The organism is Pseudomonas sp. Root401 (assembly GCF_001425105.1).
Classification (GTDB): Bacteria; Pseudomonadota; Gammaproteobacteria; order Pseudomonadales; family Pseudomonadaceae; genus Aquipseudomonas; species Aquipseudomonas brassicacearum.
In genome coordinates, this window is the sequence record NZ_LMDO01000001.1 from 136,438 (window position 1) to 158,673 (window position 22,236).

The following is a 22,236-nucleotide window of genomic DNA, read 5'->3' on the forward strand; positions in this document are numbered from 1 at the left end:
TTTGGCGAGGTTATGGGGATGGCGGTGAGCTGTCAATGAAAAAACATACGCTTGTTTGAAATGCCCGTTGCAGCCTTGTCCTGCCTCGCTCGCGTTAAGGTAACCAGCGGTTTCATGACTGGTCGCGACGCAGGCGCATGGGTATGCTGGGGCCGTTACGCGCCTGCGTTCAGTGGCGCATTGCATTTAAGGAGTTGCTGTGGAGTTTTTCATCGAGTACGCCGGTTTCCTGGCCAAGACCGTGACGTTGGTGATCGCCATCCTGGTGGTGCTGGCCAGTTTTGCGGCGCTGCGCAGCAAGGGGCGACGCAAGTCGACCGGCCAGTTGCAGGTGAGCAAACTCAACGATTTCTACAAGGGGCTGCGCGAGCGCCTGGAACAGACGCTGCTGGACAAGGATCAGCTCAAGGCGTTGCGCAAGGCCGAAGGCAAGGCTGAAAAGGCCGGGAAGAAAAACAAGGACAAGCCGGCGGCCAAGCCCCGGGTGTTCGTGCTGGATTTCGACGGTGACATCAAGGCCTCGGCCACCGAGAGCCTGCGTCATGAAATCACTGCGCTGCTGACCCTGGCGACGCCGAAGGATGAAGTGGTGCTGCGCCTGGAAAGTGGTGGCGGCATGGTCCACAGCTACGGCCTGGCCTCGTCGCAACTGGCGCGGATCCGTCAGGCCGGCGTGCCGTTGACGGTCTGCATCGACAAGGTCGCGGCCAGCGGCGGCTACATGATGGCGTGCATCGGCGAGAAGATCATCAGCGCTCCCTTCGCGATCCTGGGTTCCATTGGCGTCGTCGCGCAATTGCCCAACGTCAACCGACTGCTGAAGAAACATGACATCGATTTCGAAGTGTTGACGGCCGGGGAATACAAACGCACGTTGACGGTGTTCGGCGAAAATACCGAGAAGGGCCGGGAGAAGTTCCAGGAAGACCTGGACATCACCCATGAGCTGTTCAAGAACTTCGTGTCCAACTACCGCCCGCAACTGGCCATCGATGAAGTGGCGACCGGTGAGGTCTGGTTGGGTGTCGCGGCGCAGGGCAAGGGCTTGGTGGACGAGCTGAAAACCAGCGATGAATACCTGGCCGAACGCGCCAAGGGTGCCGAGCTGTACCACCTGCACTATGCCGAACGCAAAAGCCTGCAGGAACGCATCGGCATGGCGGCCAGCGGTTCGGTGGATCGTGTGCTGCTCAGTTGGTGGAGCCGCCTGACCCAGCAGCGGTTCTGGTAATTCGGGGACGGGTACTCACCACTAAACCCTGTGGGAGCTGGGCATCGATCATTCGGCGACAAAAAAGCCCTGAACCGGTACACCCGGCTCAGGGCTTTTTCATGGGGCGGTTTCAGCGACGACGGAACAGCGGCAGCGGGTCGTCAGTGGCTGCCTGGTAGGTCACCGAGAAGTCCTTGAGGCTTTCGAGGGCTTCGTAGGGATCTTTGTCGGCCCGCAAGGCGAAGGCGTCGAAGCCGCAGCGGTGCATGTAGAACAGCTGGTCGCGCAGTACGTCGCCAATTGCCCGCAATTCACCCTTGAAACCATAGCGGTCACGCAGCAGGCGAGCGTTGGAGTAGCTGCGCCCGTCGGTGAAGGCCGGGAAGTTCAAGGCGATGACCTGCAACTGGTTGGCGTCCTCGCCGATTTCCTCGGCTTCCTCGTCGGCGTCCAGCCACACGCCCAGGCCGCCATCGCGGGCCTTGAGGGCGTGGGCATGATCGCGCCACAGGGCCAGGGGCACGATCAGGTCGTCACAGTTGGAGATGCCATCGAGGGTCGCGTCCTTGGGCAGCAGGTGCCAGGTTTCGTCGATGACCTCGTTGTTCTTAATGATTCGCTGCATAGACGCGTTCCTTGAAGAGGTCGATGCCAATACGTTGGTAAGTGTCGATGAAGCGCTCGTCTTCGGTACGTTGTTCGATGTACACGTCGATCAGCTTCTCGATCACGTCAGGCATGTCGTCCTGGGCAAAGGACGGGCCGAGGATCTTGCCCAGGCTGGCGTCGCGGCTACCGCTGCCGCCCAGGGAGACCTGGTAGAACTCTTCGCCTTTCTTGTCCACGCCCAGGATGCCGATGTGGCCGACGTGGTGGTGACCACAGGCGTTCATGCAGCCGGAAATGTTCAGGTCCAGCTCGCCGATGTCGAACAGGTAGTCCAGGTCGTCGAAGCGACGCTGGATCGATTCGGCGATAGGGATCGACTTGGCGTTTGCCAGCGAGCAGAAATCGCCGCCCGGGCAGCAGATCATGTCGGTCAGCAGGCCGATGTTCGGGGTGGCGAAGCCTTGCTCGCGCAGCTCGCCCCACAGGGTGAACAATTGGCTCTGTTCAACGTCCGCCAGGATGATGTTCTGTTCGTGGGAGGTGCGCAGCTGGCCGAAGCTGTAGCGCTCGGCCAGGTCGGCCACGGCGTCCAGCTGCTTGTCGGTGATGTCGCCGGGTGCGACGCCGGTCGGCTTCAGGGACAGGGTCACCGCGACATAACCCGGCTTCTTGTGGGCCAGGGTATTGCGAGTGCGCCAGCGGGCGAAGCCCGGGTGTTCCTTGTCGAGGGCCGCCAGTTCGGCGTCCTGGTTGTCCAGCGCCTTGTACTGCGGGTCGACAAAGTGCTTGGCGACGCGATGCACTTCGGCTTCGGTCAGGGTGGTCTGGCCGCCACGCAGGTGAGCCATCTCGGCTTCGACCTTCTCGGCGAACACTTCAGGCGTCAGGGCCTTGACCAGGATCTTGATCCGCGCCTTGTATTTGTTGTCTCGACGGCCGTAGCGGTTGTATACCCGCAGGATGGCGTCCAGATAGCTCAGCAGGTCCTGCCATGGCAGGAACTCGTTGATGAACGCGCCGACCACCGGCGTACGCCCCAGGCCACCGCCCACCAGCACACGGAAGCCCAGCTCGCCGGCCGCGTTGTAGACCGTCTCCAGCCCGATGTCGTGGACTTCGATGGCTGCACGGTCCGAGGTCGAGCCGTTGATGGCGATCTTGAACTTGCGCGGCAGGTAGGCGAATTCCGGGTGGAAAGTCGTCCACTGGCGGACGATCTCGCACCATGGGCGCGGGTCGATCAGCTCGTCGGCCGCGACACCGGCGAACTGGTCGGTGGTGACGTTGCGCAGGCAGTTGCCGCTGGTCTGGATCGCATGCATCTGCACGGTGGCCAGTTCGGCGAGGATCTCGGGCACATCTTCCAGGGCTGGCCAGTTGTACTGGACGTTCTGCCGGGTACTGATGTGGGCGTAGCCCTTGTCGTAGTTGCGGGCAATCTGCGCCAGCTTGCGCACCTGGCGCGAAGTCAGCTGGCCATAAGGCACAGCCACGCGCAGCATCGGGGCGAAGCGCTGGATATACAGGCCATTCTGCAAGCGCAGAGGGCGGAATTCTTCTTCGCTCAGCTCGCCTGCCAGATAGCGTCGGGTCTGATCACGGAACTGCTTGACGCGGTCCTCGATGATCCGCTGATCGTACTCGTCATATACGTACATATAAGTCTCGGTCTCAGGCTTGGGCCGATCAGAAACAGCTGCATGTTGGCTCGCTGGAATCGGGTTCTGCCTCGGCAATTCTGCGCGCACGGCCGCGCACTCCTAGAGGAGCCGGTGCAAGATACCTGTTTTGAGTTATGCGCAAAAGTGATGTTTGAGTATATGTAAAGAACCAAATCGACTAATGAGATTGATTATTGCCTAACCCACATTTGTCGTGCGGGCAATCATCGTCTTAACTGTGGTCGAGTCCCTATGCAATCACCTACAAAACCGACAAGAGGCGATGCAATGAGCAATCCGACCAAAGCAAGGAAAAGCGACAGTTCTGTTGATGCCTGGGCCATTTTGTTCCTGATTATCCTGGTGGTGGGCACCGCAGTGTTCTGGGTCAGTCATCAATAAGTTCGAGCCGTTGCCGACCACATGAAGGTCTCGCGCTAATGTGCCCGTTCGCCACCCGGGTCGTTATACTGGGTGGCGTATTATTTGGGGCGGGCGGGATGTCGAAGTTTATCAGTAGGCTACTGGGGCTGTTATGCCTGTCATTCTGGGCACAGGTCCAGGCTGCCCATGTGGTTTCCTCTTCGTCCGAGGCGTTGCCTGGCAGTTCGACTGCCCCTTCGGTCGTGTTCCTGAACCCGGGGTATTCCACCGAGCCCTTCTGGGTCAGCTACAGCGAATTCATGCAAGCGGCGGCAAGCGGGCTGGGTTTGCGGCTGCGCGTGGAGTATGCCGAGCGCGATCCCCAACTGATGATTCGCCAGGCGCGCGAGGCCCTCACGGCGAAGGACCGTCCGGACTACCTGGTGTTGGTCAACGAGCAGTATGTCGCCCCGCGGATCCTGCAGTTGGCGCAGGGCAGTGGCGTCAAGCTGTTCCTGGTGAACAACACGTTGACCAGCGATCAGACTCGCCTGCTGACAGAGAGCGGCGTCCCACCTCCCGAGTTGCTCGGCAGCCTGGTGCCCAATGATGAGCGCAGCGGTTACCTGATGCTCAAGGAACTGTTGCGTCAATACGGACCGCTGGCACCTGGGCAGACGCTCGACCTGCTGGCTTTTTCCGGGAAGAAACTCACCCCTTCGGCGCAACTGCGCGAGAAAGGCCTGCTCCGGGCGCTGGCCGAGCACCCGCAAGTGCATCTGCGCCAGTTGGTCTATGGCGAGTGGAATCGCGAACGGGCTCACGAGCAGGCGAGCCAATTGGTCAAGCGCTATCCACAGACCGCGCTGGTCTGGTCGGCCAACGATGAAATGGCCCTGGGCCCCATGCAGGCGTTCGAGGAGGCAGGTCGCCAGCCGGGCAAGGATGTGTTGTTCAGCGCCATGAACAGCTCCAGGCCGGCGCTTCAGGCCCGTATCGACGGGCGCTTGAGCGTCCTGTTCACCGGGCACTTCAGCTTGGGAGGGTGGGCCATGGTGCTGCTCCATGATCATGCCCGAGGCGTCGACCTCGCGCGTCATGCGGCTACAACCAGCAGATCGACCTGATGCAATCGCTCGATCCGGCCCGCGCCCGCGCGTGGTTGAACATGAATCCCGCCAAGGACTATCGTCTGGATTTCAAGCGCTTCAGCCAGGTGTCTCACCCGGATGGCGAGCGCTATGCCTTTTCGCTCGATACACTGGGGCGGCGCTAGAGTGGCTCAGATCGAGACGGGCGATATGGCTGTTTCGGGTTGCAAGAGAGCTGTTTCCATACTGTGCAGACGTTCTATACGCCCGCGAAGTACAACACCAGATTGACGATTCCATACAACGTCAACCCGAAAATCACCGTAAACAGGATGCCGAGGATGATGAAGTGGCTCGGCTTGCCATGGGTGAAGTCGCGGGCGCGGTTTTTTCCGCTTTGCACGCCGAAGGCCGCCGCTCCCACGCTGTGGAGCATTTGCCAGAGGGTGGGCGCCTTATTTTCGCTTGGTTCGTCCATGATGCTCTCCATACACAAGGTCGTATGTGGAGAGCATAGCCAATTGCTGCGGACTTAGTTGTCGTAACCCAGGTTGGGCGACAGCCAGCGTTCGGTCACGCTCAGGTCCTGGCCCTTGCGTGCGGTGTAGCTCTGGACCTGGTCCTTGTCGATCTTGCCCACGGCGAAGTATTGCGCCTGGGGATGGGCGAAGTACCAGCCGCTGACCGCCGCTGCCGGGAACATGGCGTAGTGCTCGGTGAGGAACACACCGCTGCGCCCGGCCTTCAGTTCGCTGGCCTCGGGGTCGAGCAGGCGAAACAGGGTGGCCTTCTCGGTGTGATCCGGGCAGGCAGGGTAGCCGGGGGCAGGGCGGATGCCGGTGTACTGCTCCTTGATCAGGGCGTCGTTGTCCAGGCTCTCGTCCTGGGCGTAGCCCCAATAGTCTTTGCGCACCTGCTGGTGCAGCCATTCGGCACAGGCTTCGGCCAGTCGGTCGGCCAGGGCCTTGACCATGATCGAGTTGTAGTCGTCGCCGGCTTCCTGGTAGGCCTTGGCGACTTCTTCGGCACCGATGCCAGCGGTGGTAATGAAACCGCCGACGTAGTCGGTCACGCCGCTGTCCTTCGGCGCGACGAAATCGGCCAGGGAGAAGTTCGGCTTGCCGTCGGTCTTGATGATCTGTTGACGCAGGTGATGCAGGCGGGCCAGTGGCTTGCCATCGTCGCCGTAGACTTCCAGGTCATCGTCGTGCACCTGATTGGCCGGCCAGAAGCCGAACACGGCGCGGGCGCTGATGAGTTTCTCGTCGATCAGCTTGCGCAACATCGCCCGGGCATCGGCGTACAGCGCGGTGGCGGCTTCGCCGACCACTTCGTCGGTGAGGATGCGCGGGTATTTGCCGGCCAGGTCCCAGGAAATGAAGAACGGTGTCCAGTCGATGTATTCGGCCAGGACGTTCAGGTCGATGTTGTCCAGCACTTTGGCGCCGGTGAAGGTCGGCTTGACCGGCTGGTAGTTGCTCCAGTCGAACTGTGGCTTCTTGGCCACGGCGGCGGGGTAGCTCAGGCGCTCGGTGCGGGCGCTGCGGTTGGAAGTACGCTCGCGTACGTCGATGTAGTCCAGGCGGGTTTTCTCGACGAAAGCCGGCTTGAGTTCCTTGGACAGCAACTGGGTCGCCACGCCCACGGCGCGGGAGGCATCGGTGACGTAGATCACCGCATCGTTGCTGTACTTGGGCTCGATCTTCACCGCCGTGTGGGCCTTGGAGGTGGTGGCCCCGCCAATCATCAGCGGCAGGTGGAAGTCCTGGCGCTGCATCTCGCGCGCCACATGCACCATTTCATCCAGAGACGGGGTGATCAGGCCGGACAGGCCGATGATGTCGCACTTCTGCTCCTTGGCCACCTGCAGGATCTTCTCCGCCGGCACCATCACGCCCAGGTCGACGATGTCATAGCCGTTGCAACCGAGCACTACGCCGACGATGTTCTTGCCGATGTCATGCACGTCGCCCTTGACCGTGGCCATCAGGATCTTGCCCTTGGCCTCCGGCTTGTCGCCTTTTTCCGCCTCGATGAACGGGATCAAGTGGGCCACGGCCTGCTTCATCACGCGGGCGGACTTGACCACCTGGGGCAGGAACATTTTGCCGGCGCCAAACAGGTCGCCGACGATGTTCATGCCGGCCATCAGCGGGCCTTCGATGACCTCGATCGGGCGGGCGAACGACAGTCGCGATTCCTCGGTGTCTTCAACGATGTGGGTGGTGATGCCCTTGACCAGCGCATGCTCCAGGCGCTTGTTGACTTCCCAGCCGCGCCATTCCTCGGTTTCCGCTTCCTTGACGCTGCCGTCGCCCTTGTACTTGTCGGCGATGGCCAGCAGGGCGTCGGTGCCTTCGGGGGTGCGGTTGAGGATCACGTCTTCCACGGCGTCGCGCAGCTCCACCGGGATCTGGTCGTAGATCTCCAGTTGGCCGGCGTTGACGATGCCCATGGTCAGGCCCGCGCGGATCGCATAGAGCAGGAACACCGAATGGATCGCCTCGCGCACCGGGTTGTTGCCGCGGAACGAGAAGGACACGTTGGACACCCCGCCCGAGGTCAGTGCGTAGGGCAGTTCGTCACGGATGTAGGCGCAGGCGTTGATGAAATCCACGGCATAGTTGTTGTGCTCTTCGATACCGGTGGCGACGGCGAAGATGTTCGGGTCGAAAATGATGTCTTCCGGTGGGAAGCCGACTTCATTGACCAGGATGTCGTAGGAGCGCTTGCAGATTTCCTTCTTGCGCGCCTCGGTGTCGGCCTGGCCAGCTTCGTCGAAGGCCATCACCACCACGGCGGCGCCGTAGCGCTTGCACAGCTTGGCGTGATGGATGAACTGCTCGACGCCTTCCTTCATGCTGATGGAGTTGACGATGCCCTTGCCCTGGATGCACTTGAGGCCGGCTTCGATCACTTCCCACTTGGAGGAGTCGATCATGATCGGCACGCGGGAGATGTCCGGCTCGCCGGCAATCAGATTGAGGAAGGTCACCATGGCCTTCTTCGAATCGAGCATGCCCTCATCCATGTTGATGTCGATCACCTGGGCGCCGGCCTCGACCTGTTGCAGGGCCACTTCCAGGGCTTCGGTGTAGTTGTCCTCGCGGATCAGCCGGGCGAACTTGGCGGAACCGGTGATGTTGGTCCGCTCGCCGACGTTGACGAACAGCGAACTGCGATCGATGGTGAACGGTTCCAGGCCCGACAGGCGGCAGGCCCGTGGGATCTCCGGGATTGGCCGCGGCGCATAGCCGGCCACGGCCTTGGCGATGGCTTCGATGTGCGCCGGGGTGGTGCCGCAGCAGCCGCCGACAATGTTCAGGAAACCGCTCTGGGCGAACTCTTCGATGACCTTGGCCGTTTCGGCTGGCAGTTCGTCGTATTCACCGAACTCATTGGGAAGGCCGGCGTTGGGGTGGGCCGATACGTGGGTGCTGGCCTTGTTCGACAGCTCTTCCAGGTACGGACGCAGTTCGCTGGCGCCGAGGGCGCAGTTCAGGCCCACGGAGATCGGCTTGGCGTGGGCCACCGAGTTCCAGAAAGCTTCGGTGGTCTGGCCCGAGAGGGTGCGACCGGAGGCGTCGGTGATGGTGCCGGAGATCATGATCGGCAGTTCGACGCCCAGTTCTTCGTAGACCCCTTGCACGGCAAAGATCGCCGCCTTGGCGTTCAGCGTGTCGAAAATGGTTTCGATCAGGATCAGGTCGGCGCCGCCTTCGATCAGGCCCTTGGTGGCCTCGGTGTAGTTTTCCACCAGTTCATCGAATGTCACGTTGCGGTAGCCGGGGTTGTTCACATCCGGCGACAGCGAGCAGGTGCGGCTGGTCGGGCCGAGCACGCCGGCGACGAAGCGCGGCTTGTCCGGGGTTTCCAGGGTCTTGGCGTCGGTCACTTTACGGGCCAGGCGCGCACCTTCCAGGTTCAGTTCGTAGGCCAGGCTCTGCATGCCATAGTCGGCCTGGGACACCTGGGTGGCGTTGAAGGTGTTGGTCTCCAGGATGTCGGCGCCGGCATCCAGGTAGGCTTTTTCAATGGCACCAATCACGTCGGGACGGCTGAGCACCAGCAAGTCGTTGTTGCCCTTGACGTCGCTCGGCCAGTCGGCGAAGCGCTTGCCGCGGTAGTCCTGTTCTTCCAGCTTGTAGCTCTGGATCATCGTGCCCATGCCGCCGTCGAGGATCAGGATGCGTTCCTTGAGGGCTTGCTGGAGAAGATAAAGGCGAGCGCTGCGATCAGACATAGGACTACCTGGAAAAAAAGACCATTACGAAGGCCCCGATGATAGCAAACCTGTGCAGGATTTGATCATGATGGGCTTTTGCATGAATATCGCTCATGTTTGCAAGGCGATGCTGGCCCGGTAGAATCGGCGGATTATCTCTTAGGGACCCGAGACATGCCGTACCGCGTCTTATTCGGCAGTCTGTTGCTGCTGTTGTGTTTTACCGCAGCCGCCGGGAGTCCCGCTCCCGCGATCTCCTACACCCGCGACATCCAGCCGATTTTCACGGAAAAATGCGTGGCCTGTCATGCCTGCTACGACTCCGCCTGCCAATTGAACCTGGGCAGTGGCGAAGGTGCGGCAAGGGGGGCGAGCAAGCTGTCGGTGTACGACGGCGAACGGCGCCAGGCGGCCGATCCGACCCGTTTGTTCTATGACGCCTCCGGCCAGCGCGCCTGGCAGCGCAAGGGCTTCTATTCGGTACTCGATGCACAAGGCAGCCAGGCTGCCCTGATGGCGCGCATGCTGGAGTTGGGCCACCGCACGCCGTTGCAGCCCAACGCCAAGCTGCCTGAAGAGATCGTGCTGGGCCTCAATCGTGAAAACAGTTGCGCGATGCCGGATCAATTCAACGAATACGCAGGCAGCCATCCCAAGGAAGGCATGCCCCTGGCCGTCACCGGCCTGACCGACCAGCAATACCAGACCCTGCAGCGCTGGCTGGCGGCAGGCGCCCCCATCGATCAGCAGGCCCTGGCCCCGAGTGCCGCCGAAGCCTTGCAGGTGGTGCAATGGGAAAACCTGCTCAATGCCCCTGGCGCCCGGGAAAGCCTGGTGGGCCGCTGGTTGTTCGAGCATTGGTTCCTGGCGCACATCTATTTCAAGGACGGTGAGCCGGGGCATTTCTTCCAGTGGGTCCGTTCGCGCACGCCCACCGGCCAGCCGATCGACCTGATCAATACCCGCCGTCCGAATGATGACCCCGGCACCAGCGTCTATTACCGGCTCTGGCCGGTGCAAGGGGTGATCGTGCACAAGACCCACATCACCTACGGCTTGAGCGCGGCGAAGATGGCGCGCATCAAGAGCCTGTTCTACAGCGGCAAATGGCAGGTTTCCGCGTTGCCGGGCTACGGTCCGGAGCGCCGAGCCAACCCGTTTTCCACCTTCGAAGCGATCCCGGCCCAGGCTCGCTACCAGTTCATGCTCGATAACGCCGAGTATTTCGTGCGCACCTTCATCCGCGGGCCGGTGTGCCGGGGCCAGATCGCCACGGACGTGATCCGCGACAATTTCTGGGCGTTGTTCCAAGCTCCTGAACACGATCTGTACATCACCGATCCGAACTATCGCGGCCAGGCCACGCCGCTGCTGGCGATGCCGGGGCAGAACGACGATGTGGGCAGCGTCGTCAGCCTGTGGCTCGACTACCGGGACAAGCGCAACGAGTACGAAGCCTTGCGCCGCGACGTCTATGCCGATGCGCCGGCGCCGAGCTGGTCGGCGCTGTGGGCCGGAAATGACAATGCGTTGCTGAGCATTTTCCGGCACTTCGACAGTGCCTCGGTCAACAAGGGACTGATCGGCGAAGTGCCGCAGACGATGTGGTTGTTCGACTTCCCATTGCTGGAGCGCACCTATTACCAATTGGCGGTGAACTTCGATGTGTTCGGCAACGTGTCCCACCAGGCCCAGACCCGGCTGTATTTCGATCTGATCCGCAACGGTGCGGAGCAGAACTTCCTGCGCCTGATGCCGGCCGACTCCCGGGAAGGCTACCTTGACGACTGGTACCAGGCCGGCGGCAAATTCAAGATGTGGCTCGATTACGAGACCATCGACGATGACAAGCCGACCGCCCTCAAGCTCGACGAGCGCGACCCCAAGGGCGATTTCGCCCAGCAACTGCTGGCCCGTTATGGCGAGCTGAATGCCAGCCCCGATCCGATCAACCGCTGCGACGGGGCCTACTGCTCGCGCCCGAACATCGACCCGGCGCTACAGAACGCCGAACAGGCCCTCAGTCGGCTGGTGTCACGCCCGGCGGCGGGGCTCAAGGTGATCGACCAACTGCCGGAAGCGACCCTGCTGCGTGTCGAAACCGCCAGCGGTCATCGCGAGGTCTACAGCCTGCTGCGCAACCGAGCCCACAGCAACGTGGCGTTCCTGCTGGGCGAGGAGGCGCGCTACCAGCCGGGGCTGGACACGCTGACGGTCTACCCGGGCGTGCTCAGCAGCTACCCGAACTTCATGTTCAACATCCCGGCCGGGCAAGTGCCGGCGTTCGTCGAGGCCATGCAAGGCGCCCAGGATGCACCGGCGTTCGAGCGGATTGTCGAGCGCTGGGGCATTCGTCGCAGCCACCCGCAGTTCTGGCAGTACTTCCATGACCTGAGCCAGTACATCCAGGAGACGGAGCCCGTGGAAAGCGGTGTGCTGGACATGAATCGCTACCAGAACCTCTGATCGACAGCTCCGGCGGCAAACTCCGTGCCGCCGGGCGCTTTCCTGACAAAAATACTGGGACTTTGTCCGGCGCGATGATTGGCGTAAACTGCCGGCAAGCCTGCGAGGAGTTTCCATGACCGCCATTACCATTACCGACGCCGCCCACGATTACCTGGCCGACCTGCTGTCCAAGCAGAACACGCCTGGTATCGGGATCCGCATCTTCATCACCCAGCCCGGCACCCAGTACGCTGAGACGTGCATTGCCTACTGCAAGCCGGGGGAAGAAAAACCCGAAGACACCGCGCTGGGGCTCAAGAGCTTCACCGCGTACATCGACTCGTTCAGCGAAGCCTTCCTGGACGATGCGGTGGTCGACTACGCCACCGACCGCATGGGCGGCCAACTGACCATCAAGGCGCCAAACGCCAAGGTGCCGATGGTCAATGCCGACAGCCCGGTCAACGAGCGCATCAATTACTACCTGCAAACCGAAATCAACCCGGGGCTGGCCAGCCACGGCGGCCAGGTTTCGCTGATCGACGTGGTGGAAGACGGCATCGCCGTGCTCCAGTTCGGCGGCGGCTGCCAGGGCTGCGGCCAGGCTGACGTCACCTTGAAGGAAGGCATCGAGCGCACCTTGCTCGAGCGCATTCCGGAGCTCAAGGGCGTGCGTGACGTGACCGACCACACGCAGAAAGAAAACGCCTACTACTGATTGTGGCGATACAATCTTGCGATCAGCTCGTAACCTGTTGGAGCGAGCTTGTGGGAGCAAGGCTTGCCCGCGATGCAAACACCTCGGTGTAGCTGATAAACCGAGGCGACGCCTTCGCGGGCAAGCCTTGCTCCCACAGGTTCGCTCCCACGGGGGAATCCAGGTGGATTCTCTGGCGAGTCAGGGCCTGTAGAGATGCGCATGTCCAGCGCGGTACAGCGAAGATTCGCTGAACACATCGTTGCCCAGCACACGTCCCACCAGAATCAGCGCCGTGCGGCGAAAGCCCTTGGCGTGTACCTTTGCCGCGATATCGTCCAGCGTCCCCATCACCCAATCCTGATCCGGCCACGTCGCCCGGTGGATCACCGCAATCGGGCAATCGGCGCCGTAATGGGGCCGCAGTTCGTCGACGATTTTTTCCAGATGATTGACCCCCAGGTGAATCGCCATGGTCGCCCCGTGCTGCGCCAGGCTGCCCAATTCCTCCCCGGCGGGCATCGGGCTTTTGTCGGCGTAGCGGGTGAGGATCAGGCTTTGGGAAATGTCCGGCAAGGTCAGTTCGGCGCCGAGCAGGGCGGCGCAGGCTGAGGTCGCGGTCACCCCCGGGATGATTTCGAAAGGGATGTCCAATTCCCGCAGGCAACGAATCTGCTCGCCAATGGCACCGTACAGGCTCGGGTCGCCGGAATGCACCCGGGCCACGTCCTGGCCCTTGAGATGGGCGCTCTTGATCAATTCGATGATCTGTTCCAGATGCAGCTCGGCGCTGTTGATCACCTGTTCGGCACAATGGCCTTCAAGGACGGCGGTTGGCACCAGCGAGCCGGCGTAAATGATCACCGCGCAGTGGCGGATCAGTCGCTGGCCTTTGACGGTGATGAGATCCGGGTCGCCGGGGCCGGCGCCGATGAAGTACACGGTCATGACCGGCTCCTGTGGAAGGTGGGTGAGCGTCGCCCAGATGAAGATCGCTCATGATCCTGGGCGCCGATTATCGGGATTTACGCCACGACCGCCAATGCCAACGTGCTCTTGGGGCCTTTCTGGCGAGGAATCAGCAGCGTCGCGGGCATCGTGCCCAACTGGTCCGCCAAGGCCAGGGCGGCGCTTTCGGCGATGCCGTAGCAACCGGTTCGCTCGAAGGCGATCTCGGAGCGGTGACTGAGCCGTTGCGCGTAATCGGCTAACTGTTCGGCACTGAAGCAGGTCAGCGGCAGGGCCAGTTGCCCGGCCAGCTCCAGCAGCCCGGGCTCGTCACGCTTGAGGTCGATACTGGCCAGGGCCCGTACCCGATGAAGTTCGATGCCGTGGGCCAGCAGCGTCTGGTCGAGCAAGGCCCGCAGCGTGCTGGCCGGGCAACCACGCTGGCAGCCCAGACCGATCACCAGGATCGGCTCGGCGCTCATGCCTCGTGGTGGGCTTGGCCGTCACGGCGAAACAGCCAGGCGCTGATCAGGCCCAGGGCCAGCCAGAACGCGACGTTGGTCAGCTGCGAGGCGATCTTGAACTGGCTCTCCAGCGCTTCGGGCGCCAGCATCGAGTGGACTTCGGGTTGCGGTGCGCCGATGACATGGGGCACCAGCAACGTCGCCACGCCCAGTACCTTGAGCAGCCAATGCCGGCCAAAGGCGATCAAGGCAATGCCCACCGCCGTGGACGCCGCGGTGCCGATCCACCACATCTGCCGTTGGGCCAGGTCGGCCGCTGCGGTGCCAGGCAGTTCCGGCGGCAGGCCGAGGGTCGGCGCCAGGACGAACGTGGCATAACCGGCCAGGCCCCAGAGCAGGCCCTGGGATGTGCGAGTCGGGGCGCGCAAGGTGTACAGGCCCGCCAGCATCAGGGCAAACCCCACGGCGACCACCAGGTTGCCGCCCGTGGTGGACAGCACGCGCTGCCAGCCGTCTTCCGGCTCCCAGGCTTCGGCATCATGGGTATGAGCCGCCCCGTCGGCGTGTTCATGGACCTCGGTCGCCGGGGGCTTCTCGAAGGTTTCCGCCTGGAGAATCAGCGGCGATACCCAGAAACTTTGCAGCAGGGTCAGCAGCAGGGCGGCCAGCAAGCCGCTGAAACCAGCGGTCTGCGCGATACGCTTGATCATGTCGTCAGTTCTCAATGGCACGGGAAAGCGGCGCTGTGACGGGTATCGTGAGCGGCGTTGTGCACCGCTTCGATGTGGGAGAAACCGGCGAAATAGACCAGCCCCGCGCCCAGGATCGAAGCAAGGATCGCGGCGCTCAGGCGTTGGCTCAGGGTGGTGGTGCTGCTGGCGGTGCGGGCGGTGCTGCTGATGGTCGACATGGCGCTTCCCTCTGTTCTTGTTCAGTGGGGATTCGAGCGCGATGAGACCCCGGGCGAAAGCCCGCCAAGGTTCGAACAGCGCCCGCCCACCGCGGGTTTGTTGATGCATGAGTCATGGGCCGGTCTCCGGGCTCGCGAGGGGCTGGGCTTGTGCCTGGCCTGCAAGCGTCACCTTCCCATGTCCGGGGACACAGTGGTTCAGACGCTTCGCTCGCTTACCGTTGCGGGGGCAGCACCGGACTGACGTGGCTTTGGAGTAAAGCACACGATTCACCGGTTTCCCGTTTCACCCTGTGAAGGGCACCCATTACAAGGCGCACAGGAGAGCATGGGCGGGGCTGGGCCGTCAATTGGCATGGGGTTTCAGGCTGACACTGAGTTGCGCCCATCGCGAGCAGGCTCGCTCCCACAATGAATCTCGCCGATCACAAAACTCATGTTCAACAAAGATCAACTGTGGGAGCGAGCCTGCTCGCGATGAGGCCCGGACATACACCGCAGAACACTCTGGCGATTGACCCGCCCCCACACCCTGCGTAGCCTTGCGCCTTCGAGGTTCTTCGGCACGTGCCGGAGCTAAGAAGGGAACGCGGTCCAAGCCGCGGCTGCCCCCGCAACTGTGAACGGTGCTGTTTCTGCAAGGCCACTGTGCATGCCCTTTTAAACGGGCGCACGGGAAGGCGCAGCAATTGCCAGTCGAAAGATTGGCCCGCCGTCAGCCAGGAGACCTGCCTCGAGACAGATTCTCACTACAACCGGGCGGGGTGATCCGGTGGCGAAATCTTCCGCGCACGCCTGTGCCAGCGGTTGTCGTCCCGTTTGCCCGCCACCTTGCCAAAGGGCATCCGATGAAAACACTGGCCAAACTCCCCGTCACCATCGTCACCGGTTTCCTCGGCTCGGGTAAAACCACCTTGCTGCGGCACATGCTCGACAACGCCCAGGGCCGGCGTATCGCCGTGATCGTCAACGAATTCGGCGAGCTGGGCATCGACGGCGAGATCCTCAAGCAGTGTTCCATCGGCTGTACCGAAGAAGAAGCCAACGGCCGCGTCTATGAACTGGCCAACGGCTGCCTGTGCTGCACGGTGCAGGAAGAGTTCTTCCCGGTGATGCGCGAACTGGTGGCCCGGCGTGGCGACCTCGACCACATCCTCATCGAAACCTCCGGCCTGGCCCTGCCCAAGCCGCTGGTCCAGGCTTTCCAATGGCCGGAAATCCGCAGTGCCTGCACCGTCGATGCGGTGATCACCGTGGTCGACAGCCCGGCCGTAGCCGCGGGTACCTTTGCCGCGTTCCCCGACCAGGTCGATGCCCAGCGCAAACTCGACCCGAACCTGGACCACGAATCGCCGCTGCACGAACTGTTCGCCGACCAACTGGCGAGCGCCGACCTGGTGATCCTCAACAAGGCTGACCTGATCAGCCCTGAAGGCCTGGCCAAAGTTCGCCTGGAAGTCGCCGAAGAGCTGCCACCGGCGGTCAAGGTCATCGAAGCCAGCAGCGGTCGCCTGCCGCTCGACGTGCTGATCGGCCTGGGCGCCGGTTCCGAAGAACACATCGACGGCCGCCACAGCCATCACGACCATCACCACGATGGTGACGATGATGACCACGATCATGACGCCTTCGATTCCATTTCCATCGAACTGCCCCAGGCTGACGAAAGCCTGTTGCTCGACGCGCTGACGCAACTGGTGGTCCAGCACGGCGTACTGCGAGTCAAGGGTTTCGCAGCGATTCCGAACAAGCCGATGCGCCTGTTGATCCAGGGTGTCGGGACGCGTTTCGACAAGCATTTCGACCGCCAGTGGGGCGCCGAGGAAGTGCGGGTCACCCGTCTGGTGCTGATCGGCCAGGCGCTTGACGCCGCGCTGCTCGAAGCGCAGTTGCGCGCCGCCCTCGGCGCCTAAGTCATGCACCTGCTCAGGACCCAGCCCGGCGGTTTCGTGTCGGATGACAACATCGCCGACCTGGGGCAAACCCCCGCCGAACTGGTGATCCTGTGCAGCGGCGACTCCAGCCTGGCGCTGTTGGCCGAAGCGGCGAAGCAGTTGCCGGGCGATTATCCGCAGTTTCGCCTCGCCAACCCGATGCAGGTGCAGAACCACGCCTCGGTGGATCTGTATGTCGAAGACGTGCTGCGACACGCCAAGGTCATCCTGTTGTCGCTGCATGGCGGCATCGGCTATTGGCGCTATGGCATCGAGCGCCTGATGGAACTGGCGGGGCGCGGGGTGAAGCTGATCCTGGTGCCGGGGGATGATCGTCCGGACCCGGAACTCAGCGACCTGAGCAACGTGCCCGTTGAGGACCGCGACCGACTCTGGCAGTTCTTGCGCCAGGGCGGGCTGGGCAATGCCCTGGATCTGTTTCACAACCTGGGCAGCCAATGGTTTGGCCGCGATTATCCGTGGGCCGAGCCGCAGGCCTTGCCACGCACGGCCATCTATCACCCGGCAAAAACCAGCGCCAGTCTCGACGATTGGCAAGCCGACTGGAGCGCCGGGCAGCCGGTGGCGGCGGTGCTGTTTTATCGCTCCCACCTGCAAGCGGCGAACACCGCGTTCATCGACGTGTTCTGCCAGCGCCTGCAAGCGGCGGGGCTCAATCCGCTGCCGATTGCCGTGGCAAGCCTCAAAGAGCCTGGTTGCCTCGCATTTGTAGAGGACTGGCTGGACGAGGTGCAGGCGGGGGTGATCCTCAACACCACCGGCTTCGCTCAATCCAGCCCCGAAGCTCCGCATCTGCGTCCGTTTCGCCGCAACATCCCAGTGATCCAGGCGATCTGCGCCCAGGACAACGAACCCGGCTGGCGGGCCAGCGAGCAGGGCCTGGGACCGCGGGACCTGGCGATGCACATTGCCTTGCCGGAACTGGACGGACGGATCATCAGCCGCCCGATCAGTTTCAAGGACCTGGCCTGGCGCAGCGAGCGCAGCCAGAGCGACGTGGTCTGCTACCGGGCCGCGCCCGAGCGCATGGATTTTGTCGCCGAACTGGCCCGACGCTGGACCACCCTGGCGCGCCTGCCCAATGCAGAAAAGCGTGTGGCGCTGATCCTCGCCAACTACCCGACTCGCGACGGGCGTATCGGCAATGGCGTCGGCCTGGACACCCCGGCGGCGGCGTTGAATATCCTGCGGGCCTTGCAGGCCGAGGGCTATCCATTGCCAACTGAACTGCCGGCGAGCGGCACCGCGTTGATCCAGCAATTGCTCGGCGGGGTCAGTAACGACCTGGACAGCCTCGACTTGCGTCCCTGTCACCAGAGCCTGGCCCTCGGCGAGTACCAGGCCTTGTTCGACGCGTTGCCCGAAGCCAATCGCCAAGCGGTGCTGGCGCGCTGGGGCTCGCCCGAGCAGGACCCGATGTTCCGCGAGGGACGCTTGATGGTCGCCGGTCTGCGCCTGGGCCTGACCTTCGTTGGCATCCAGCCGGCGCGGGGTTATCAGGTTGATCCGAGTGCGGTGTACCACGACCCGGACCTGGTGCCGCCCCACGGTTACCTGGCGTTTTATTTCTGGTTGCGCCACGCCTACGGCGTCCACGGGGTGATCCACGTCGGCAAGCACGGCAACCTCGAATGGCTGCCGGGCAAGGGCGTCGGGCTCTCGGAAAACTGCTGGCCGGACGTGCTGCTGGGGCCGCTGCCGAATATCTATCCGTTCATCGTCAACGACCCGGGTGAGGGCGCCCAGGCCAAGCGTCGCACCCAGGCGGTGATCATCGACCACTTGATGCCGCCGCTGACCCGGGCCGAAACCTATGGGCCGCTGCGTAACCTGGAGCTGTTGGCGGACGAGTACTACGAGGCGCAATTGCTCGATCCGCGCCGTGCCCGGGAGCTGCAACGGGACATCCTCAACCTGGTGCGCGAGACCCACATCGACCGCGAACTGCAACTCGATGCAGGGCTCGACAGCGACGCCGACGCCGCGATCTGGCTGCCACGCCTGGACACTTACCTGTGCGACTTGAAGGAGTCGCAGATCCGCGACGGCCTGCACATCTTTGGCGAGTCGCCCAGCGGACGGCTGCGCATCGACACGTTGCTGGCGTTGCTGCGCATTCCCCGGGGCGACGGCAAGGGCGCGCAGTCGAGCCTGTTGCGGGCGCTGGCCAAGGCGTTCGGGCTGGGTTTCGATCCGCTGGATTGTGCCTTGGCCGAGCCCTGGACTGGCGACTGTCCCGAGGCGTTGCGCCAGGTCAGCGCCGAACCTTGGCGCACCGTCGGCGATACCCGCGAGCGCCTGGAGCTGTTCGCTGTGCAGTTGATCGAGCAGGCGCTGGACGGTGCGGTGGAGCAGCTCGACGCGCCGGGTTGGGAGGTGGTGGGCAGCATCATTGAAAACCTGCGATCCGTCGTGGCCCCGCGCCTGGACGCTTGCGGCCCGGCGGAAATGCGCGGCCTGCTCGATGCCTTGAGCGGGCGCTTCGTGCCGGCCGGCCCCAGCGGTGCGCCGAGCCGCGGGCGCCTCGATGTGTTGCCCACCGGGCGCAACTTCTTCTCGGTGGACGTGCGCAACCTGCCCACCACCACGGCGTGGCGCATCGGTTTCCAATCGGCGAACCTGATTCTTGAGCGGCACTTGCAGGACCACGGTGACCATCTGCGCCAGCTCGGCCTGTCGGTGTGGGGCACCGCCACCATGCGCACCGGTGGCGATGACATCGCCCAGGCCATGGCGTTGATGGGCGTGCGTCCGGTGTGGGCCACGGGTAGCCAACGGGTCGATGACTTCGAGATCCTGCCGCTGAGCCTGCTGGACCGGCCTCGGGTCGATGTCACGCTGCGCGTGTCCGGCTTCTTTCGTGACGCCTTTGCCAACTTGATCCGCTTGTTCGATGCCGCCGTGCAGGCCGTCGCCGCCCTCGATGAGCCGGAGGACATGAATCCCTTGGCGGCCAAGGTGCGTGGCGAACGCGAAGTCTTGCTGGCATCGGGTCTTGAGCCGGAAGCCGCGGCGCGCCAGGCCGGCTGGCGGATCTTCGGCGCCAAGCCCGGTGCCTATGGCGCGGGCGTGCAGGGCGCGATTGACGGTCGCTTGTGGCAGAGCCGCGAGGATCTGGCCGAGGTGTACCTGAACTGGGGCGGTTATGCCTACGGTGCCAGCGATGAAGGCACTGCCGCCCGGGAGCAGTTCTCCCGGCGCTTGAGCCAGGTGCAGGCGGTGTTGCAGAACCAGGACAACCGTGAGCACGACCTGCTCGATTCCAACGATTACTACCAGTTCCAGGGCGGCATGTTGGCGGCGGTCGAGACCCTCAGCGGTGATGCGGCGGCCAGTTACCATGGCGATCACAGCCAGCCAGACTTGCCCAGGATCCGCACCCTGAAAGAAGAGCTCAACCGCGTCATCCGTTCCCGCGCAGCGAATCCGAAGTGGATCGACGGCGTGAAGCGTCACGGCTATAAAGGCGCGTTCGAACTGGCGGCGACGGTGGACAACCTGTTTGCCTTCGACGCCACCACCCGGTTGATCGACGATCACCAGTACGCCTTGCTGGCCGATGCCTACCTGCTCGACCCGGACACCCGGGATTTCGTCCGCCAGCACAACCCCGACGCCCTGCGGGACATGACCGAGCGCATGCTCGAAGCGCAGCAGCGGGGGATGTGGCAGGATCCAGGCGAGTATCGCGAGGCGTTGGAAAATTTGTTGTTGGACATAGAAGAAGATGGCTGACGTGCCTACTGAGCAGGCGAGACACAACCCCTGTGATGGGTTGACCTGTGGCAAAGGGATTTATCTCCACCCTGTGGGAGCAAGGCTTGCCCGCGATGGTCGCGCCGCGGTTTAGCAGCTAAACCGCGTTTTCGTTCATCGCGGGCAAGCCTTGCTCCCACAAGTCCCCTTTTGACATTGACGTTACCGACCACCCTTGAGAATTAGATATGACCCACACCCCCCATTTCCCGCTCTGCGCCGTGGTCGGTGCCGATGATCTGAAACTGGCCCTGTGCCTGGCCGCGATCGATCCGAAAATCGGCGGTGTGCTGATCGAAGGGCCGCGGGGCATGGCCAAGTCCACACTGGCCCGGGGCCTGGCGGACCTGCTGGCCAGCGGTCAGTTCGTCACCTTGCCCCTCGGTGCTACCGAAGAACGGCTGGTGGGCACCCTGGACCTGGACGCAGCGCTGGGGGAAGGGCGCGCGCAGTTTTCTCCCGGCGTGTTGGCCAAGGCCGATGGTGGCGTGCTGTACGTCGATGAAGTGAACCTGCTGCCCGATCACTTGGTGGACTTGCTGCTCGATGTGGCCGCCAGCGGCATCAACCTGATCGAGCGCGACGGCATTTCCCATCGGCATCCGGCGCGCTTTGTGCTGATCGGCACCATGAACCCGGAAGAGGGCGAACTGCGCCCGCAGTTGCTCGACCGTTTTGGCCTGAACGTCGCCCTCGACGGTCACACCGCACCGACTGAGCGCGGCCAGATCATCCGGCGGCGGCTGGATTTCGACAGCGATCCTCAGGCGTTCTGCGCGGCGTGGGAGACGACCCAGCAGCAGTTGCGCGAACGTTGCCAACAGGCACGCGACCGCTTGGCCGGGATCGCCCTGGATGACGCGGCGCTGGCGCAGATCACCGAGCGCTGCTTTGCCGCCGGGGTCGATGGCTTGCGCGCCGACCTGGTCTGGCTGCGGGCGGCCCGGGCCCATGCGGCCTGGCGCGGGGCCGGCGCGATAGCCGATGAAGACATCGATGCGGTCGCCGAGTTTGCCTTGCGGCACCGGCGGCGCGGGCATTCGGCACCGACACCGTCCCAGGCGCCGACCGGCGCGGAAAAAACCACTGAACCCAGCGAGGGCCAGGGCCAGTGGGGTGATCTGCCGGCCCGGGCATTGCCGACCGGTGCTCGGCGTGACGTGCCGAGCTGGCCAAAAAAGCCCTAGGCATTCGCCCCCGTTCGCCAGTGGGGGCGAATGCCAGACCCCGTGCAGGACGACTCGAGCAGGGCCGCCAGGGCCGCAGCAAAGCGGCGGCCAGCGGTTTGGTGAACTGGCCAGGGACGTTGCTCAATGGCCGGCCACGTCTGTACGAAGACCTGCGCTTTCACAGTCGCCAGCGCTCGCCCCATGAGCTGTGGCTGGTCATTGTCGATGCGTCGGCCTCGACCCGTCGTTATCGCGCCTTGAGTGACGGCAAAGGCCTGCTGGCGCAGTTGTTCGACGACGCCTACCGCCAACGCGCCCGCCTGGCGCTGTTGACGGCCAGCGGTACGCAGCCGAACTGGCAGGTGCAAGGGCTCAAGGCCTCGGCCGGTCTGCGCGACTGGCTCGATGGGCTGGGTGCCGGTGGTGGAACGCCGTTGCTGGCGGCGTTGAACGAGGCCGGGCGCTGGCTGGTAGCGCGGCGCAAGCGCTTTCCGGCGGAGCAGCAACGGGTGCTGGTGATGACCGATGGGCGAGTCAAGGAGGGGCTTTCACTGCCGTTGCTCGATTGCCCGAGCCTGTTGATCGACATCGAAAGAGGCCCGATTCGCCTGGGCCGGGCCCGGCAGTTGGCGGGGCGGTTGGGGGCTGAGTATCGGCATATCGATGAGACCACTTGAAATGCTCTTCGACTGTGAAGGCCTCATCGCAAGCAAGCTCGCTCCCACAT

The 22,236-nt window shown here is 63.3% G+C and carries 15 protein-coding genes, 1 pseudogene and 2 riboswitches; of the genes and pseudogenes, 8 read left to right on the forward strand and 8 right to left on the reverse strand.

Features of this window, described 5'->3' with window-relative positions; translation table 11 throughout:
- Positions 1-199 precede the first annotated feature (199 nt).
- Positions 200-1,231: a protease SohB gene (gene sohB, locus ASC85_RS00630; RefSeq protein WP_003200184.1), complete on the forward strand. Its 1,032-nt coding sequence runs from the start codon at positions 200-202 to the stop codon at positions 1,229-1,231.
- Between the two features lie 112 nt (positions 1,232-1,343).
- On the opposite strand, the gene ASC85_RS00635 is transcribed toward sohB, so the two are convergent.
- A complete protein-coding gene (locus ASC85_RS00635) occupies positions 1,344-1,838 on the reverse strand; it encodes a DUF934 domain-containing protein (protein ID WP_057447837.1) in 495 nt (164 codons plus the stop codon).
- The gene (locus ASC85_RS00640; RefSeq protein WP_057447838.1) at positions 1,822-3,480 is read right to left on the reverse strand and encodes a nitrite/sulfite reductase; all 1,659 of its coding nucleotides are present in this window, start codon (positions 3,478-3,480) and stop codon (positions 1,822-1,824) included. Before ASC85_RS00640 ends, ASC85_RS00635 begins: the two co-directional genes overlap by 17 nt.
- Positions 3,481-3,983: 503 nt before the next feature.
- Here ASC85_RS00640 and ASC85_RS00645 point away from each other — a divergent pair.
- Positions 3,984-5,122, forward strand: a pseudogene (locus ASC85_RS00645) (ABC transporter substrate-binding protein).
- Between the two features lie 74 nt (positions 5,123-5,196).
- On the opposite strand, the gene ASC85_RS00650 reads toward ASC85_RS00645, so the two are convergent.
- On the reverse strand, positions 5,197-5,415 hold the full coding sequence (locus tag ASC85_RS00650; RefSeq protein WP_057447839.1) for a DUF2970 domain-containing protein: 219 nt from the start codon (positions 5,413-5,415) through the stop codon (positions 5,197-5,199).
- Between the two features lie 54 nt (positions 5,416-5,469).
- Positions 5,470-9,180, reverse strand: a complete 3,711-nt coding sequence (metH, locus tag ASC85_RS00655) for a methionine synthase (RefSeq protein ID WP_057447840.1) — start codon at positions 9,178-9,180, stop codon at positions 5,470-5,472.
- 156 nt (positions 9,181-9,336) lie between these two features.
- Here metH and ASC85_RS00660 point away from each other — a divergent pair, with 156 nt between their 5' ends.
- Positions 9,337-11,628 (forward strand): fatty acid cis/trans isomerase, encoded by a 2,292-nt coding sequence (locus ASC85_RS00660; protein ID WP_057447841.1) that lies wholly within the window; start codon positions 9,337-9,339, stop codon positions 11,626-11,628.
- Positions 11,629-11,743: 115 nt separating this feature from the next.
- Entirely contained in the window at positions 11,744-12,328 is a 585-nt protein-coding gene (gene nfuA, locus ASC85_RS00665) for a Fe-S biogenesis protein NfuA (RefSeq protein WP_003182850.1), read from the forward strand.
- A gap of 180 nt (positions 12,329-12,508) precedes the next feature.
- Here the strand turns inward: nfuA and cobM are convergent, their stop codons facing one another.
- The 4 genes from cobM to ASC85_RS00685 all read right to left on the reverse strand — a co-directional run bounded on the left by cobM (position 12,509) and on the right by ASC85_RS00685 (position 14,629).
- Positions 12,509-13,255: a precorrin-4 C(11)-methyltransferase gene (gene cobM / locus ASC85_RS00670; protein ID WP_053187130.1), complete on the reverse strand. Its 747-nt coding sequence runs from the start codon at positions 13,253-13,255 to the stop codon at positions 12,509-12,511.
- Positions 13,256-13,332: 77 nt separating this feature from the next.
- On the reverse strand, positions 13,333-13,737 hold the full coding sequence (locus tag ASC85_RS00675) for a cobalamin biosynthesis protein (RefSeq protein ID WP_057447842.1): 405 nt from the start codon (positions 13,735-13,737) through the stop codon (positions 13,333-13,335).
- Positions 13,734-14,429, reverse strand: a complete 696-nt coding sequence (locus ASC85_RS00680; RefSeq protein ID WP_057447843.1) for a CbtA family protein — start codon at positions 14,427-14,429, stop codon at positions 13,734-13,736. Before ASC85_RS00680 ends, ASC85_RS00675 begins: the two co-directional genes overlap by 4 nt.
- Positions 14,430-14,440: 11 nt before the next feature.
- Positions 14,441-14,629 carry a CbtB domain-containing protein gene (locus ASC85_RS00685; RefSeq protein WP_014338677.1) on the reverse strand — a complete coding sequence of 63 codons (189 nt, stop codon included), beginning with the start codon at positions 14,627-14,629 and terminating at the stop codon, positions 14,441-14,443.
- Positions 14,630-14,729: 100 nt separating this feature from the next.
- Positions 14,730-14,952, reverse strand: a riboswitch (cobalamin riboswitch).
- Positions 14,953-15,165: 213 nt separating this feature from the next.
- Positions 15,166-15,379: riboswitch (cobalamin riboswitch) on the forward strand.
- Positions 15,380-15,477: 98 nt separating this feature from the next.
- Between ASC85_RS00685 and cobW the strand changes: the two genes are divergently transcribed.
- The 4 genes from cobW to ASC85_RS00705 all read left to right on the forward strand — a co-directional run bounded on the left by cobW (position 15,478) and on the right by ASC85_RS00705 (position 22,186).
- Positions 15,478-16,542 (forward strand): cobalamin biosynthesis protein CobW, encoded by a 1,065-nt coding sequence (cobW, locus tag ASC85_RS00690; protein ID WP_057447844.1) that lies wholly within the window; start codon positions 15,478-15,480, stop codon positions 16,540-16,542.
- A gap of 3 nt (positions 16,543-16,545) precedes the next feature.
- Entirely contained in the window at positions 16,546-20,319 is a 3,774-nt protein-coding gene (cobN, locus tag ASC85_RS00695; protein WP_057447845.1) for a cobaltochelatase subunit CobN, read from the forward strand.
- 209 nt (positions 20,320-20,528) lie between these two features.
- Positions 20,529-21,527 (forward strand): ATP-binding protein, encoded by a 999-nt coding sequence (locus ASC85_RS00700; RefSeq protein WP_057447846.1) that lies wholly within the window; start codon positions 20,529-20,531, stop codon positions 21,525-21,527.
- 101 nt (positions 21,528-21,628) lie between these two features.
- On the forward strand, positions 21,629-22,186 hold the full coding sequence (locus ASC85_RS00705) for a vWA domain-containing protein (RefSeq protein ID WP_082534304.1): 558 nt from the start codon (positions 21,629-21,631) through the stop codon (positions 22,184-22,186).
- Positions 22,187-22,236: the final 50 nt, after the last annotated feature.